Source organism: Agrobacterium sp. CCNWLW32 (assembly GCF_037083425.1).
GTDB classification, from domain to species: Bacteria; Pseudomonadota; Alphaproteobacteria; order Rhizobiales; family Rhizobiaceae; genus Agrobacterium; species Agrobacterium radiobacter.
Genome location: NZ_JBAOJM010000015.1, coordinates 1 through 15561, shown reverse-complemented (window position 1 = coordinate 15561; position 15561 = coordinate 1). Strand labels below are relative to the sequence as shown.

The 15561-nt window shown below is 59.1% G+C and carries 17 protein-coding genes and 1 tRNA gene; 7 read left to right on the top strand and 11 right to left on the bottom strand.

Features of this window, described 5'->3' with window-relative positions; all coding sequences use genetic code 11:
- Positions 1–75 precede the first annotated feature (75 nt).
- The 3 genes from V6R85_RS22570 to V6R85_RS22560 form a co-directional block, all read right to left on the bottom strand.
- Positions 76–438 (bottom strand): hypothetical protein, encoded by a 363-nt coding sequence (locus V6R85_RS22570; protein WP_026364123.1) that lies wholly within the window; start codon positions 436–438, stop codon positions 76–78.
- Positions 408–1712: a hypothetical protein gene (locus V6R85_RS22565; RefSeq protein WP_336377218.1), complete on the bottom strand. Its 1305-nt coding sequence runs from the start codon at positions 1710–1712 to the stop codon at positions 408–410. Before V6R85_RS22565 ends, V6R85_RS22570 begins: the two co-directional genes overlap by 31 nt.
- Before the next feature lie 232 nt (positions 1713–1944).
- Positions 1945–4614, bottom strand: coding sequence for a mechanosensitive ion channel family protein (locus tag V6R85_RS22560; protein WP_162692717.1), 2670 nt, complete (start codon positions 4612–4614; stop codon positions 1945–1947).
- A 122-nt stretch (positions 4615–4736) separates the two neighbouring features.
- Here V6R85_RS22560 and V6R85_RS22555 point away from each other — a divergent pair, with 122 nt between their 5' ends.
- Both V6R85_RS22555 and V6R85_RS22550 read left to right on the top strand, forming a co-directional pair.
- The gene (locus tag V6R85_RS22555) at positions 4737–4991 is read left to right on the top strand and encodes a GlsB/YeaQ/YmgE family stress response membrane protein (RefSeq protein WP_060725837.1); all 255 of its coding nucleotides are present in this window, start codon (positions 4737–4739) and stop codon (positions 4989–4991) included.
- A 155-nt stretch (positions 4992–5146) separates the two neighbouring features.
- Positions 5147–5222 (top strand) — tRNA-Lys (locus V6R85_RS22550).
- A gap of 172 nt (positions 5223–5394) precedes the next feature.
- On the opposite strand, the gene V6R85_RS22545 is transcribed toward V6R85_RS22550, so the two are convergent.
- Complete coding sequence (locus V6R85_RS22545) at positions 5395–6231, bottom strand: hypothetical protein (protein WP_223564857.1); 837 nt, start codon at positions 6229–6231, stop codon at positions 5395–5397.
- 78 nt (positions 6232–6309) lie between these two features.
- Between V6R85_RS22545 and V6R85_RS22540 the strand changes: the two genes are divergently transcribed.
- The 3 genes from V6R85_RS22540 to V6R85_RS22530 all read left to right on the top strand — a co-directional run bounded on the left by V6R85_RS22540 (position 6310) and on the right by V6R85_RS22530 (position 7470).
- Positions 6310–6561: a hypothetical protein gene (locus V6R85_RS22540; RefSeq protein ID WP_020812120.1), complete on the top strand. Its 252-nt coding sequence runs from the start codon at positions 6310–6312 to the stop codon at positions 6559–6561.
- Positions 6562–6763: 202 nt separating this feature from the next.
- Positions 6764–6994, top strand: coding sequence for a hypothetical protein (locus V6R85_RS22535; RefSeq protein WP_003502959.1), 231 nt, complete (start codon positions 6764–6766; stop codon positions 6992–6994).
- Positions 6995–7281: 287 nt separating this feature from the next.
- Positions 7282–7470 (top strand): hypothetical protein, encoded by a 189-nt coding sequence (locus tag V6R85_RS22530; RefSeq protein ID WP_020012681.1) that lies wholly within the window; start codon positions 7282–7284, stop codon positions 7468–7470.
- Between the two features lie 140 nt (positions 7471–7610).
- Here the strand turns inward: V6R85_RS22530 and V6R85_RS22525 are convergent, their stop codons facing one another.
- Entirely contained in the window at positions 7611–7859 is a 249-nt protein-coding gene (locus V6R85_RS22525) for a hypothetical protein (RefSeq protein WP_003502962.1), read from the bottom strand.
- A gap of 153 nt (positions 7860–8012) precedes the next feature.
- Positions 8013–8171 carry a hypothetical protein gene (locus V6R85_RS22520; protein ID WP_003502964.1) on the bottom strand — a complete coding sequence of 53 codons (159 nt, stop codon included), beginning with the start codon at positions 8169–8171 and terminating at the stop codon, positions 8013–8015.
- Between the two features lie 266 nt (positions 8172–8437).
- On the opposite strand from V6R85_RS22520, the gene V6R85_RS22515 reads away from it, so the two are divergent.
- On the top strand, positions 8438–8875 hold the full coding sequence (locus tag V6R85_RS22515; RefSeq protein ID WP_003502966.1) for a PACE efflux transporter: 438 nt from the start codon (positions 8438–8440) through the stop codon (positions 8873–8875).
- A gap of 34 nt (positions 8876–8909) precedes the next feature.
- Here the strand turns inward: V6R85_RS22515 and V6R85_RS22510 are convergent, their stop codons facing one another.
- The 5 genes from V6R85_RS22510 to V6R85_RS22490 all read right to left on the bottom strand — a co-directional run bounded on the left by V6R85_RS22510 (position 8910) and on the right by V6R85_RS22490 (position 13985).
- Positions 8910–9875, bottom strand: a complete 966-nt coding sequence (locus V6R85_RS22510) for an alpha/beta hydrolase family protein (RefSeq protein WP_111834535.1) — start codon at positions 9873–9875, stop codon at positions 8910–8912.
- A gap of 101 nt (positions 9876–9976) precedes the next feature.
- Complete coding sequence (locus V6R85_RS22505) at positions 9977–10582, bottom strand: ABC-type transport auxiliary lipoprotein family protein (protein ID WP_060725760.1); 606 nt, start codon at positions 10580–10582, stop codon at positions 9977–9979.
- 15 nt (positions 10583–10597) lie between these two features.
- On the bottom strand, positions 10598–11968 hold the full coding sequence (locus V6R85_RS22500) for an MCE family protein (RefSeq protein WP_080866167.1): 1371 nt from the start codon (positions 11966–11968) through the stop codon (positions 10598–10600).
- 8 nt (positions 11969–11976) lie between these two features.
- Positions 11977–12813 (bottom strand): ABC transporter ATP-binding protein, encoded by an 837-nt coding sequence (locus tag V6R85_RS22495; RefSeq protein ID WP_065656139.1) that lies wholly within the window; start codon positions 12811–12813, stop codon positions 11977–11979.
- An 11-nt stretch (positions 12814–12824) separates the two neighbouring features.
- Positions 12825–13985, bottom strand: coding sequence for an ABC transporter permease (locus V6R85_RS22490; RefSeq protein ID WP_060726288.1), 1161 nt, complete (start codon positions 13983–13985; stop codon positions 12825–12827).
- A gap of 143 nt (positions 13986–14128) precedes the next feature.
- Here V6R85_RS22490 and dgcA point away from each other — a divergent pair, with 143 nt between their 5' ends.
- The gene (dgcA, locus tag V6R85_RS22485; RefSeq protein ID WP_087744088.1) at positions 14129–15112 is read left to right on the top strand and encodes an N-acetyl-D-Glu racemase DgcA; all 984 of its coding nucleotides are present in this window, start codon (positions 14129–14131) and stop codon (positions 15110–15112) included.
- Positions 15113–15561: the final 449 nt, after the last annotated feature.

Below are 15561 nucleotides of genomic sequence, written 5' to 3'. Positions count from 1 at the left end.
CGGGGTGGGCTTTGGTTCGACTGCCGCCGCCCCTGTGGAGACGGCGACACAGGCTGGATAGTATCGATCCGATATTCAGGGTGACCGATTCTGAAGCTGCTTCTGCATCTCAAGCATCTTGGGCTGATCCAGTTTGAATTCTTCGAACATGTTGTTGCCGGGAATAATTATCGTTTCCTTGAAAACGGAGGCTCCAGGCAGATTGTGAATGCCTCCTCCCCCTGCTGCCGGTGGTGGAGAGACCGGAGGCTTACCTGGAACACTGACGATTGGAGTTTCGCAAGGCGGAATCTCAAATTGGCAATCGGCGTTGATCGGGGAACCGTTGCCACCAACAGGCTGCGAGAGGGCATTTTGAGTACTGGCGAGAAAGAAGCAGAAAAGTCCGAACAAAATCGATGCGTTTTTCATTTCTGCGCCTCCGTTGATGTCGCGCATGCCAGCGTCGTGCCTTTTACTTTCTCATCGGCGGCTGCCTTTGCCAGATCATCCCTCCAGGCAGGTGTACTGCCGCGCATACCCAGCGAAACGGAATTGAAACCAATAACGAGGGGCCGGGCAAAACGACGTTCGGAGAACAGGCCCGAACTATTGGCGCTGCGGATGGTATTTTCAGCAGCGAGCTTTTCCTTCACGGCGGCGTTCGCCGGGGTTTCCTTGGGTCGGTCGGTTGCCGCCGAATTCACGGCATCCTGCAATTGCTTCATGTCTGGCTTGCTACCGGCCAGATTGGCCTCAACCAACCGGCCACGGCCGTTGGTGACCTTCACACCACGCGTCAGGAATGCCTGGCGCCCCACAAGCAGCCGGATGTCGTAGATGTAGCGCAGACCGCAATCCTTGGTTTCCGCACTTCTCAAAATGTCGCGGCCGAGAATATAGGACAGCTTCTCCCGCAGATATTCATCGTTACAAAGAAGCTGCGTTTTCTCGCCGGCACAAAACTGAATCAATGCGTATTGAGCGTGAAAAGGATTGATGGCGTACGTCTGAACGTTCTGCAGCTCGATTTCCTCGACATCCGCACGCGCGCCGCCGAAACCGATAGTGTTCCAGAGCCCGGCCATACCTTCTCGTCGCTCGATCTTGATAACCGGGAAAAGCACATCCTTCACCTCGAGACCCGACGTCTTGCCATTATTCTGGACTTCGGTGCGCGGCTGCGAAAGAGCAAGCTTTTCCTCACTCTGCTGCCAGGTATTGTCGCCGAAATAAGGGGCTTCCGATTTCAGGGAAAGGTATCGTCGAAGATCCGGTATCTGCGTCACCTTGACGTAGCGGCCGATGAAGGATTCGCTCTGGAGGTCGTCCGGCAGGGATTTGAACTTGTGGCCTGAATCTACGACCTCGGCGATGATATCGCCAACGTAAATGTCCTCCTGGGGCGGGTAGACCGGCGTGATACCCAACCGGCGGATGGATTCGTTCCAGCGTTTGGGCAGGTAATCGTCGGTCACATCCGTCTCGCCCATCAGGAAAAACAGACCCGCCGAGCCGATAGCGACCCCCGCCGTCAGAAGGGACAGCCGGGCGGCGTGGGGCTGCATCCACGCCCAAAAACCCTTCAGTCTTTCCCGAAGAGATGTTTTTGCAGAAACCGGGCCCGGAGGCTGGGCAGGCTGGGCAGGCTGGGCAGGCTGGGCAGGCTGGGCAGGCTGGGCAGGCTGGGCAGGCTGGGCAGGCTGGGCATTCTCATCGATTGGATCCGGCATTTGAACCCCGACAGAAAAGAAATAAACTAAATAATAACCACAATATATCAACTTACAGTTTACACAACAATACAGTCATTACGGGTATTCTGATTATATTTTCATGACGGCGGTCGGGCATATCCGGCCTCCATCAAGTAAAAGCCGCCCCGGCGCGCCCATCATTCACCGCAAGACAGTCGGATGCGAAGCCTGCCCCGCACCCGTCCGGACTGATACCAGCCGCAGCCGCTCACTTGTCCTTTCCGACCGCTTTTGCCGCGGCTGGCTGTTCCGCAACAGTCTTGTCGCCCGCCTTGCCGGCATCCTTTTCCGGCGCATTGCCGGCAACGGGCGATGCCGCACCCGTATGGGCCACCACCGCCTTGTCGCCCTCTTCCGAAAGCAGCGCCGCCAGCATCTGCGGATTGGCGTCGCCTTCGACGTGGATATTGAGGTTGCGCTGCGGGAACGGGATGTCGATCCCCTCCTCCCGGAAGCGCTGGAGGATCGCGATGCGCAGCGCGTTTTTCACGCCAAGCCCGTTCGAGAGATCGGCGAGATGGAAACGCAGTTCGAAATCCAGCGAGAAATCGCCGAAGCGCAGGAATTCCACATGCGGCTCGGGATTGCGCAGCACCGGCGGCTGGGCGCGCACGAGTTCCAGCAGAATATCCATGACCTTCTGCGGATCGGAATCGTACGACACGGAAACCGGGATTTCGGCGCGCATGATGCGGTTGCGGTGTGTCCAGTTACCAACAGAGGAATTGATGAATTCGGAATTCGGCACGATGATCGATTGTCCACGGAAAGTTTCGATCTCGGTGGCGCGCACGGAAAGCCGCTTGACGGTGCCCTCCGTCGTGCCTGTCACCACCCAGTCCCCCACCTTGAAGGGGCGCTCGACCAACAGGATGAGGCCGGAGACGAAATTCGAGACGATGTTCTGCAGGCCGAAACCGATACCGACCGAAAGGGCAGAAGCCACCAGCGCCAGGCTTGAAAGGTTGAGACCGGCGGAAGAGACACCGAAGATGGCCGCAACTGCGATACCGAGATAACCGATACCTGTCTTGACCGAGTTGCGCACGCCGGCATCCACCTGCCCGCGCGCCATGACGTTGTTGTCCAGCCACTTCTGGAACCAGCGGGTGATGATATAACCGATGGCGAAGACGAGAACACCGCCAAAGAGGCCGATCAGCGAAATCGAGGCATTGCCGACGGTGATGCCGGTCAGCAGGCGATAGGCCCAGCTTTCAATATCGCCCGGCTGGAACCCCCAGGAAAACAGGATGAGCGGCACGCCGAAGGCAAGTGCTACCGCATAGATGCCGAGCCCGGCGGCAAGACCGGCCTGATCGAGCGCTACCGGGCCGAGGCCGAACCGTCGTCCGAGATAACGGCCGGCAAGGGATTCCGAAAAGGCCCCCTGCCGTGAAATCGCCTTGCCGGAGAGAATGCCGATATACATCGTCGCCAGCACCGCGCCGGTGGCGACGATCTGCGTGGCGAGGAAGCGCGCAAGACCGACATAACCCGTCAGGCAGGCGCCGATGAGAACGAGACCGCCAACCCGCAGCAGAATGACGAGCCAGCGCGGCAGTCGCTGGTTGCCGGTCTCGTAATCCTGCCCTTCGCCGATGACCGGCCGCAGGAACGACACGGTGAGCAGGATAAGGCCGATAATGATCGAGGCGACGAAACTCTTGGCAACGGTGACGATCAGCGGCGAATACAGCGTCTCGCTGATCGTGCCGAACAGATAATCGAGCCCGTTGACGAGCGCCATCAGCAGCACGGCCGAGGACAGCGTGTGTGCGCCGCGATTGGAAACCTGCAGCAGACGCCATTCCGACTGCGTCGGCGCAAAGATCGCATAGCTCAGCCGCGACACGAAATAAACGAAGCCCGTGACCGCCATCGCCCCGAACAGGATCGGCGCGATATCAGACCGCAGCACGTTGAAATTATCGAGGAAAAACGCCGAGGTGACGAGAAACAGGAAAAGCGACAGCGACTGCACCATGGTGGACCAGAAGGCCACCGAAAGCCGTCTCAGGTAGGAAGGCTCGCCCGTAAACGCCCGCCGGTCCATGCGGCTGCCGAAAAAGCGGTAACCACCCACCAGAAACAGGAGCGCCGCCATGATCGACAGCGTCACGGCCCCGAACATCGGCAGGCGCTTGTAATTCCAGACGAAACTCGCCCAACCGCTGAAAGCGTTGTTCAGGTTGGTCAGCTCGGTCAGAAAGGCGGAGGACGCATCGCCCAGCGTCTGTGCCGAAACTTCCGTGCGCTTGAACAGCGTGGCGGCGAAAAGCGCCCGGCGAACGGCGGTGATATTGTTGGAGATCTGCGCGGCATTGGTGGCCGTGCTCTCCACCTCGCCGGCAATCGCATTCACCTCGGCCCGTTCCGCCGTCAGCCGGTTTCGCTCTTCCGTCACCATGCTGGCTTCCGGCGGCTGGTCGTCCGCAGGCGCCGCACCCAGCGCATCCAGCCGGGTCTTGATCTGGTCGAGACGGGTGCGCAGTTTGGTGTTGGCGGCGGCCGCATCGGCGGCAATGGTATCGGCCCGTCCCTTGAGGTCCACAAGCTGCACGTCGTCGCTGCCGCCCGCTTCCACCTGCCGGGCGATTGCCGCGACATCGGCCTTCCATTTCTCCAGCTCCGCCCTCGCCTGTTCGACGGTCGAAGCCTGGATAGCCACTGGGGCGGGCGATGTCGTTCCCTCCTGCGCCGAGGCGGGCATTGCCGACAAAAGACCGCCGACCAGGAACAGCACCATGGCCATTATCGCCGCTATTGCGGTCCTTTGCCGCCGATCCCGCGTCAAGCCGTCGAACACCCGTTTGCCGTCCATCAATCCGCCCAACATCAACCGCACATCCATGCCTTTCGTCTCTTTGCGCCGCATCAGGCTATTTAGCGCCTGCCGTGCGGAAAACCACCCGCATAAAGCGAGGTTTTCAGGAGTTTGCCTTGCTTTTCACCACGGGAATCATCACCTTTGATGATGCAGCAACATGGGAGGAAATCATGGAATCTGCTGGCATTGGCTGGATCGCAGCCATCATCATCGGTGGTGTCGCCGGGTGGCTCGCCGAACAATTCATGAAAAGCAATATGGGTGTTTTCATGAACATCCTTCTTGGAATCGTCGGTGCGATCGTCGCCAACGCCATCCTTTCGCTATTTGGAATCGTTCTGCAAGGTTGGCTCGGTTATCTCATCGCCGGCTTCATCGGCGCCTGCATCCTCATCCTTATCGGCCGGGCTTTCAGACGCGGATGAATAAAAGGAAAAATCCGTAAAACCCCGGATTTCCAGGCTTTTCCAGCGCGACTGAAATTTTTTCGTCACAAAAATCGAAGAAATTTCATTTCCGCGCTGGACAAGCCCAAACTTCCCCTTTATACGCCCCCTCACACCGCCACACGGTGCCGGTCGGGTGATTAGCTCAGTTGGTAGAGCAGCTGACTCTTAATCAGCGGGTCGTAGGTTCGAGCCCTACATCACCCACCATTAACTCCTTGATTTATCATAAAATTAACGGACGCAGCCAGCGTCGGCCATACGGGCCGATGATGCCCCGGGGGGCAAGCTGCGAGCCTTGACGCCGTCCGTTAAAAAGGCGGCTTGCGCCGCCTCTGTCAGCATTTCCAAAGCGCATTGTTCACGCGGAGCAAAAAGCCTGTCAGCGGCATTGCCCCGCCAGCTCGATACCTTCCTTGATCAACCCTTCATTGACCGCAAAACCGGTCTCCCGCCGGAATTTGCTTCCGAGAACGGCAACCAGATTGCCGACATTCGGTGAGCCGTCAGCACCAAAAAGCGCAAGATTGTCATTGATCCCGGCGTTCACGCTGGCCGCCATGCCCCGCGCAACGCCATCGGGGCAATTGCAGCTTCCGCACTGGCCGGCCGCCGGAGTGCCGTTTGCGGGTTTTGCGCAGAGAGGACCTTTGAAGCCTGCGGGCGGCTGCGGACCGCCAGTGCATGATCTGCCCCAGCCGTTTCGAACCCCGACGGTGCCGAGCGTATCGCACCAGGGTGAATAGGTCTCGGCAATCTGCATTGCAGATCGCAATCCCCTGCGGTTCTTCGAGCAATAATCCCGGACAACTGCGCGTACCGACCATTTCGGATGCTCGAAGATGGCATGACCGGCCCTGTCGTTGCCGGCTGCCCCTTGCCAGCTTCTCCCCATAACGCATCCGTAATTATTCATTTTAACGCAACGCAAACGGTTCTGGTGGCGCTGCAGGTCTGCCGCGTCGAACGTCAGGGCCTGACCATTATAGGTCAAATATTCGGAACCAAATTTTTTCCAGTCAGGAGCTGTATCCTGAGCAACAGACGGCGATATGGCGAAGAGAAAAAATGCGAGCGTAATAAAAACGACCCTGATCATCTGAAAATCCCCATTTATAACCCCGAAGTAATAAAACCAGAATTCCCGTAAAACGCGAGTCATATTTAAAATTCGACTTAATGTTTTCGTCAATTCGTTGCGACTGGAAAAGATCTTCATTCCTTCTCAAGGCTGCCGAAACGGTGAATATAGGTCTCGCCGTGACGCCGTTTCCCCAAAGCTGTCTCAATCATCCCTATGATCGGGGTCATGAGATTGTTCATCAACATATTGCTTTTCATTCTCGGCGCAGTCGGGAGCGGGATATGTGCGTTTTTATTGTCGGCAGCGCTTGCCGATTCCGGATTTCTCGGCTCCTGTTTTGAGGGAAACTGCGCTTATGCGGCGCTTTTCATGGTGCTGCCCGTCACCTGGTTCGTGCTTTTTGCGCTTTACGTGATGGCGCTGCTGATCTGGCGGCGAAAGCCTTTCCGGAGCGGAAGGCTCTGAAAACGAGCATGGCGACATCCCCTGCCACCCCACGCTCGTTGACAGCGATCAAGACTTACCGTTAACGTCCGCCTGCTGGGGGATTCGCTGCCAGTGATATGCGGGCCTCATGACCATACCCGATATCACCGGCCTCTGAATGTGCATGTTCCGATTTGCGTCTTGCGTATGATGGCATGCCGGAAAACAGGGAGACCAAAGGATGCGGGCCGCAATCAATTCCCCGTCGCTTTCGATCGACACCATGGACTATCAGGCAGAGTGCCAGTTCGCGCTGGAGCCTTCCATTCAAGGGCTGATCGAAAAAGCGGAACATGCCGGCTGGAACCGCCAGCAGGCCGCCCTTGCCATCGTCGCGCTCGCCAGCGAGCATCTCACCGATCTCTTGACCGCCGGCGGCCTTCCCGCGCCGGATCAACGTCCCCTCTCCTGATCCCCTCCTGAAGCCGGGCGGATCAGCCCCGCGCCTTCGAAACATCATCGTGAAAATCGACGTAGCTGGCCCGGAGTGTCCCTGTCGACACTGCCGGAACAGATCATGTCGTGAAGGTCGCCGCGTGGAGCAAAGCCGATCCCATACGGCCACGCCTCCCACGCAGCCTTTCGCGCCGCCGTGCCCAGCGTGGCGGGGCGTATCGATTACCTGCCCGCAACCCTGCCATAGTGTTGACACAAGCCACCAATAATGAGAACATAAAGTGAACATTATGGAGGTCAGCGATGAACACAGCAGACGCAACCATAGAAAATGCCCTTTCTGTCGTCGCCCGCTCCCGCGACATGCGCGAGCGCGCGCTCGAACGACGCCGCGAACTGCAACGGCGAACGGAAGTCATCATCACCCGGCCGCTTTACGTGCTGAAAAAGAACGAAGGGCCGAAACAGCTGTCGCTGAAACTCGACAGCTAGTCGCCCTGGAAATGCCGGAGAAGGCTCGCGAAGCAGGCCTTTACCGTTAGTATTCCTGCCTCCCCTCGTCTTCAAAAAGCAAAATCCCGTGCGGATCACCTCACGCACGGGATTTCTGAATGAAGAGGTTATTATTCTGTCTATTGCATGCGCTGCATTGCGGCTTCGGGCTCACCGGTCGTCGCAACCGCAGCCGGAAGGCGGTCGGTCTTTTTCAGGATGACGACAGGCTTCTCGACCGGGTCCGTCGGCGGAACGATGCTTGCAGTTTTGAATTCACGGTCTACGGCAGGAACGGAAGCGTTGATCTGTTGATGACCTGCGCATTCCGCAAGCGCTGCACTGGCGGAAAAACCAAAGACAGCGGCGATAATGAGAACTGATTTCATGTCATTCTCCCTTCGCTCTTGTGGCGATCTCCAGTCTAGGTGGAGACGGGCCGGATTGAAAATCACACTTTAGAGACATCTAAAGCTCTCGATCATTTCGGCAGTCGTCGTCATCAATGTGCGGGGCCAAGTAACAGGCAGATTCCCCTGCCCTTATTTCTTCCGCACATCCAGCGGATTTCGGCAAAGCGGTCTGCGAAATATCATCGCCACATAGCTTCCCTTGAGGGAAATGAGGCTTGGCGTGTAAGTCGAAACCTTCGCCGTGTTGGCGGCCTTGATCGTTCTTCCTTCAGAGGAATTCTGCTGCATGGCACGCCTCCTTCCATAAGCGATAACGAAAATGCGCCGGTCTTGTTCCGATCACGGTTTCGTTGGTGCGCGCGAGAGAAACGAACGCGTTGCAGTATGTTTTCTTCTCCCCGCCCGGGAGAGGAAACAGGCGGAACACTCCCAGCCCCCAAATGCGCAGCGCTTGAAAATTCCGCCCAAAGGTTCTATATGACCCAGCGCGAGGACGACCTCGGCCATATCGGCGACAGCATGCGGGACGGCCCGGTCACATACCGGAGAATGAAATGCGTTCCCTGCAAGATCGTATCCGCCACGCCCTCAGTTTCGAAATCATCGGCCTTCTGCTCGTCATTCCCTTGGGCGCACTGCTCTTTGGCATGCCTATGGAAGATATCGGCATTGTCGGCCTCGTCAGCGCCACGCTGGCGACGGTCTGGAACTATGTCTATAATCTCGGCTTCGACCACGCCATGCAGCGGCTGAAAGGCACGACGCTGAAAACGCCCGCTCTTCGGGTCGCCCACGCCGTGCTGTTCGAACTGGGCCTCCTGATCGTGCTGATGCCCTTCATTGCCTGGTATCTGAATATCAGCCTTGCGCACGCCCTGGTGATGGATATCTCGTTTGCGCTGTTTTACGTGGTCTATGCTTTTGTCTTCAACTGGAGCTACGACCGGGTTTTCCCCCTTCCGGAATGGAAGTCGCAGCAGGACGCCGTCTGATCGACGGCTTCCACTGCCACGCTAGGAAAGCGCCTCAGCGCAGCGATGCCTTGAAGAAGCTAACGACATCGGCGTTGAAGCCGCCATGGAACTCCACCCGGTCGAAGCCAGCCGCATCGCTGCAAATCTGGGGCACGGCCTTTTCCATCTCGGCGGGGCAAGGGGCGATAAACGAAAAGTGCCCCGCCCCTTTCACCATCCGATAGTCCGGTTTCGCCGGCAGATCGCCGCGCAGCCGCAAAACATCCTGCGGCGCGACACCGTCACCACCGCGTTCCGAACTCCAGAGCTGGACCGGGATCGTGATATTCTTCAGGTCGCCCGCGCCGGGAAAGGCATTCAACGGGTCGGCAGCAACCACAACCTTCACACGTGCATCCTGACCGCCGTGCTGCGGTAATGTCGTCTTCTGCCGCATCTGCGCGCAAATCGGCGCCTGCGGGTCCGGACAGGGCAGCGCGGCATTGGCAAAGTCGGGAGTGCCGCCGGCAAGCACCAGCGCGGTATAACCGCCACGCGAAAATCCGAAAACGCCGATCCGCCCGGCATCGATGGAACCGGCTTCGCTAAAGCCAGCGAGCAGATGATCCAGCAAGCGGGCAATATCCGCCGGCCGGCCCGTCAGCGCGGAAAGTTCACCCGCCTTCTGCATTTCAAGCGCATTGTCTCCGGGGTGATTGATCGCCGCGACAATGAAGCCGGCATCCGCCAGCGCCGCCGCCGTGTCCCGATGGCTGAAATAGGTGCCGCCAAAACCATGAGAGATGACGACGAGCGGATATTTCCCTTCGGGCACAGGGCAATCCCTGACAGCGGGTAAAAGGAAGGGGCCAATCCTGACCTCCACCGGCGCGGCCGCGCAGGGCGACCACACCGCAGCCTTCATGGCAGCTTTGCCATTCGCGGCTGGAACCTCGATCAGCCGGAGACCGGCCGCCATGGCGGCACCGGCTCCAGACAGGGTGGAAAGCACAAGGCAAAGCAGCAGCAGAAATCGCATCACGAACTCACGGATCGGCAATATTGCATATGGACCGATCGGCAACCGGTCTGACGCAAACATAAAGCGATTTCTTCTGACGGCAATGACCGCTGAAACGCCTAGAGCGATTTCAGCGTCCAGGCCACGATCTCCCGCGTGGCGGCAGCGAAAGCCTGATCCAGCGCCTTTACGAAATTGGCGTTGCCGGAGCCGCTGACACGGGCGCTGGCGCGGAACACTTCCTGCGCCTTCACCGTACCGTTGCGGTCATTCAGCAGCTTCACCGAGATTTCGATATTGGCGAGGTTCTTCGCCGTATCGATTTCGAAAGCGCGAATATCGGTCACGACCTGATAGTCGATTGCCAGCCCCTGCCCTGGCCGGCCGACGCCGCCGAGCTTGCCGGTATCCTCGAAGGCTTCCACGAGCTTGGATTGCACCATGCGCGGCAGGCGGTCGCTCCATTGCGAATTGCCGAGATACTGCACCTCCGAGCCGGAAAGGCGCACCACGATGTTCTCACTGTCCAGCGCCTTCAGCGCCGTCGGATCGGCGATCAGCAGCTGTCGGCTCCTAAGCGAAGGCCCCTGCGTCACCGTCGCCGAAGAGACGGAGAGATCGAAAGTATCGTTCTTCGGCGCACCCGCACAGCCCGCCATCATCGCGGCAAGCAGCGGAGCCAGAACGAGGGCGCGGCGTTTTTGGCCGTTCATCGATAGTCTCATTGGCCCATACCCCTCTTAGCGCCTTGTTCTGCCGTCATATTGTTTCACGGTTTCGCCGCCGAAGATCAACCGCTGCGGATCGCGGTCGATATTGGTGATGGCGTTGTTGAGATTGTCGACCGTCTGCCGTGTGCTTCCGACGAGCGCCTGGAAATCCTTGAGGCCCGAGCTGGAGAAACGGGTCAGGTTGTCGGCAATCGGCCCGATGCGGGCGTTGAGATTGTCCGCCACCGCCTTGAAGGAGGTGAGCGTCTCGCGCGCCTTGGCAAACAGCGAATTGGCGTCATCCGTGCCGAGCATGCCGTCCACCTTGGCGAGAATGCCATCAACGCGGCTGGAGGCGAGGTTCAGCTTGCGGCCCATTTCGGTGAAATCGGAAACCGCCTGGTCGATATCGGCGCGGCGCGCGCCGACATCGTCGGCGATCCGCTTGAAGTTCGCCACCGCGTCGCGCGCATCGGCCGTGGCAGCCGAGACGTCGTTGACGACGGTGCCCACCTTGGCGGGATCAACCGAGGCGAGAAGCTCATCCGCGCGCTTCACGACCGTCTGCACTTCCGTGCTCGCCGCCTCGAAATTGCGCGCCGTGCTCTGCACCGTCTCCATGATGCCCTGGATATCGCTCGAAGCCGAGGCCACATCCTTCGTCACCTTGTCGACATTCGACAGGATGGAATCGATCTTGCCGGCATCCACAGCCTTCACCAGATCTTCGATCGCGGTCAGCGTGCCATCGAGACGCACCGAGACCGACTGCACGGTGGTCGAAAGCGAGCTGAGGCTTGCAATGAAGTTTTTGATGCCGTCGGAATTGGCCGCCAGCGCATCGGAGAATTTCTCGGCGTTGCGCACCGTCTGCGTCAGCGGGCCGCGCGCATCCTGCACGAAGCCCTGCAGCTCGCCGATCGCTCCGTCCGCACGTTTCAGGATCTTGTCTGCGGTGGCAAGCAGGTTGGTGACACTGGAAAGATCGGCCGTCAGCTCGGCGGGAACGCCGCTTTCGACGGCTTTCTGCAGAATACGCTCGCCATCCTTGTTGCCGCCGGAAAGCTCTATATAGGCAGCGCCCGTCAGGCCCTGGATTTCAAGCACGGCGCGCGTGGACGGGAAAACCGGGGCATCGGCCTGCACTTCAGTAAAGGCTATGGAATAGGCCGGGTCGTCGCGGTCGATGGCAAGGCCGCGCACGGTGCCGACAGGAATACCGTTGAAGCGCACGGGAGAACCGACGGACAAGCCGTTGGCCGAACCGGGAATACGCACGACAAGCTGCGCCGTCGGGCCGCCACGGCCGAATTCCGCCATCCAGTAAACGAAGCCGAATGCGGCGGCGATCACGATCAGCGTGAAAATTCCGACTATGGTGTAGTTCGCCTTGGTTTCCATGCTTCTTGTTACTCCACCGGATTTTCGTGTCTGCCGTCCGGAAGAACGACAGAGCGCGCCCGTTTGCCGCGGAAATAGGACTGCACCCAAGGGTCGTCGCAGGCGAACATGTCCTGCAATGTCCCTTCCACCAGCACCTTCTTCTGGCCGAGCACCGCAATGCGGTCGCAGACGGAGAACAGGCTGTCGAGGTCGTGTGTCACCATATAGACGGTCAGGCCGAGCGAATCGCGCAAGCGCGCAATCAGCATATCAAATTCCGCCGCCCCGATGGGATCGAGGCCGGATGTCGGCTCGTCGAGGAAAACGAGGTCGGGATCGAGCGACAGCGCCCGGGCAAGGGCTGCGCGCTTGATCATGCCGCCTGACAGTTCGGATGGATATTTGTCGCCCGCATCGGGCTTCAGCCCCACCATCTCGATCTTGAGATAGGCAAGCTCGTCCATCAGCTTTTTCGGCAGATCAAGATATTCGCGCATCGGCAGCTGGATGTTTTCCTTCACCGTCAGGCCGGAAAACAGCGCCCCCTGCTGGAACAGCACGCCAAGACGCTGGTCGAGCATCATGCGGTCGTCTTCGCTCGCCTTGTCGTAATCGGTGCCCAGAATGCGGATCGCACCCGCCTGCCGCGGCAGGAGCCGCAAGATCGCGCGCATCAACACGGATTTGCCAGCGCCGGAGGGGCCGATAAAGCCTAGGATTTCACCGCGATAGACATCGAGGTCGAGATTTTCGAGCACGTTCCGGCCGTTGAAACCGACGGTCACGCCCTCGACGGAAAGCACCACCTCGCGGCCGTCTTTTCCGGTTCTGGTCTCGTGCGGTTTCTGGTCCAGTTTCTCCAACGCGCCCTCCCTTAAAAATCGATGGCTGCGTAGAAGATGGCGAAAAGACCATCCACCAGAATGACGACGAAGATCGACTTCACCACCGAGGAGGTGACGTGCTGGCCAAGCGATTCCGCCGAACCGCCCACCTTCATGCCCTCAACCGCCGCGACAATGCCGATGATGAGCGCCATGAACGGCGCCTTGATCATGCCCGCTGCAATGGTCGATTCCTCGACAGCGCCATGCAGGCGCGACAGGAACACCTCGAACGTGATGCCGGAATAAAGCAGCGCCACGATGGCCGCGCCGAAAAGCGCTGCAAAATTGGCGAGAATGGTCAAAAGCGGCAGTGCGATGGTGAGCGCCACCAGCCGCGGAAACACCAGCACGCCGACGGGATTGAGACCGATCACCTTCAGCGCATCGATTTCCTCGCGCATCTTCATCGAGCCGATTTCCGCAGTGATGGCGCTGCCGGAACGGCCGGCGATCATGATCGCGGTCAGAAGCACACCGATTTCACGCAATTGCAGAATGCCGACGAGATCGACAACGAAGACTTCCGCACCGAAATATCTGAGCTGGAACGCACCCTGCTGGGCGATGATCGCGCCGATCAGGAACGACATCAACATGATGATCGGTACGGCGCGCACGCCCATATGGTCGATCTGGTTGACGATCGCCGCCGGTGAGACGCCCCGTCCGCGCCCGAGCTTCATCTGCGCGCCGCGTACGGCGGAGCCGAGAATATACATGCCCGCCAGGAAATCCGCGCCGTTCTGGATCACGGCCTTGCCGATGGGCGCAAAAATACGCTCGGCAAGCCCCTCCTTCGGGCCGGCTTCGCCCTCCATCTCCACCTTTTCGGGCAACTGGCCGATGACCTCTTCAATATGGTCATTACCCGTCACGGTGACGGTGGCGCCGTTGACCTCAAGGTCCTTGCGCAGACGCTGGATGATCCATGCGCCCGTGGTATCGATGGCCTCGACGGCAGAAAGATCGATTTCCACCGCGCCGGCGGATCTGCTTTTTTCGATCTTTTCGAGACTGGGGAAAACACCGGAGAGATTGCTATTGCGCCAGGAGCCGCTCATGACAAAACGCAAACCGCCGCCGGAGACGTTATCGTCTTCGGTGATGGCGGCCGGGTTCGCCTGTTGCCGTGTGTCCTGTTCTTGCATAATGCTCCGAGCGAGTGCAGCCGTCACGAGATTCTTAAAGGTTTCATAACGGTTTGGCCTTCGGCAAGCCACAGTGACCGCCGACAATTCGTGATAAATTTGGCGTCATGTGTCTTTTGCCGCCCAATCGGAAGTGAAAAAACATGCCCCGTTACCTGCAAGCCACAACAGAACGTTTTCCCGTTGCCGGCAGCTTCACCATTTCACGCGGCACCCGCACGCATGCGGATGTCGTAACGTGCACCATCCTCGATGGTTCCTTCGCCGGCAGAGGTGAATGTGTGCCCTATCCGCGTTATGGCGAAAGCATCGAGGGCGTCATCGCCGATATCGAGACGATGGCGGAGCGGATCGCCGACGGCCTGACCCGACAGGAATTGCAGCAGGCGATGCAACCCGGCGCCGCCCGTAATGCGGTCGATTGCGCGCTGTGGGACCTCGAAGCCAAGATGAGCGGTAAAAGCGCCGCCGAAAGCATTCTCGGACAGGCGGCAAAACCGCTTGTCACCGCCTATACGATTTCACTCGCCGACCCCGAGACCATGGCCGCGAAAACGGCGGAAAACGCAGGCCGCCCGCTGCTGAAGATCAAGACCGGAACCGCCGATGACGAGGCACGCCTGCGCGCCGTGCGCGCCGCAGCACCGGAGGCGCGCATCATCATCGACGCCAATGAGGGTTGGAACGATTATAATATCGAATATTATCTGAGACTTGCGGCGGAACTGAAGATATCGCTGATCGAGCAGCCGCTGCCCGCCGGCAAGGACGCCATTCTCTCCCGTATCGACCATCCGGTGCTGATCTGCGCCGATGAAAGCGTGCATTCCACCAAGGACCTCGCCGACCTGCGCGACCGCTACGACGCGATCAACATCAAGCTCGACAAGACCGGCGGGTTGACGGAAGCGCTTGTCATGAAGGCGGAAGCGGAACGGCTCGGTTTCACCATCATGGTCGGCTGCATGCTCGGCACCTCGCTCGGCATGGCCCCCGCCATACTCGCCGCCCAGGGAGCAGCCTTTTCCGATCTCGACGGGCCGCTGCTGCTGGCCGAGGATCGCGAGCCGGGGCTGGTTTATGAGGGTTCACTGGTTTATCCGGCGCGGCCGGAATTGTGGGGGTAAGCCCTAGATATTGAAGGCAGAGAAACAAGATAAAGGCACGACCTCACCGCTTGTTTGTTCTCCCCGCCGGGGAGAAGACGGCCCGAAGGATCAGATGGGTGGCAAGCTCTCCTGATATCTCTACCCTCGCCCCCTCATCCCGTTGCCGCGACCTTCTTCCCCTAGGGGAGAAGAAACAAGCGGCACGCGCTCTCCTCACATGAAAGAGCTGGGGCATGTCTCGACAGGGTCACTGATTTATCCGGCCTACCAGGAATTTGGGGCGCCGCCCTCGCGCGGGCTAAGAATGACGCGATGCGCGCCGTAATTCCATCCGCGCTCGCTTTCACGAAAGCAACCGGCGAATCTAAACCTCCGTCGTCATCCTCGGGTCAAGCCCACTACTGTCCGGTTTAAATTTGCGGCCATTGGAAGGCCATCTGGTTTTGGTTTGTGGGTTTGTCTGGTGG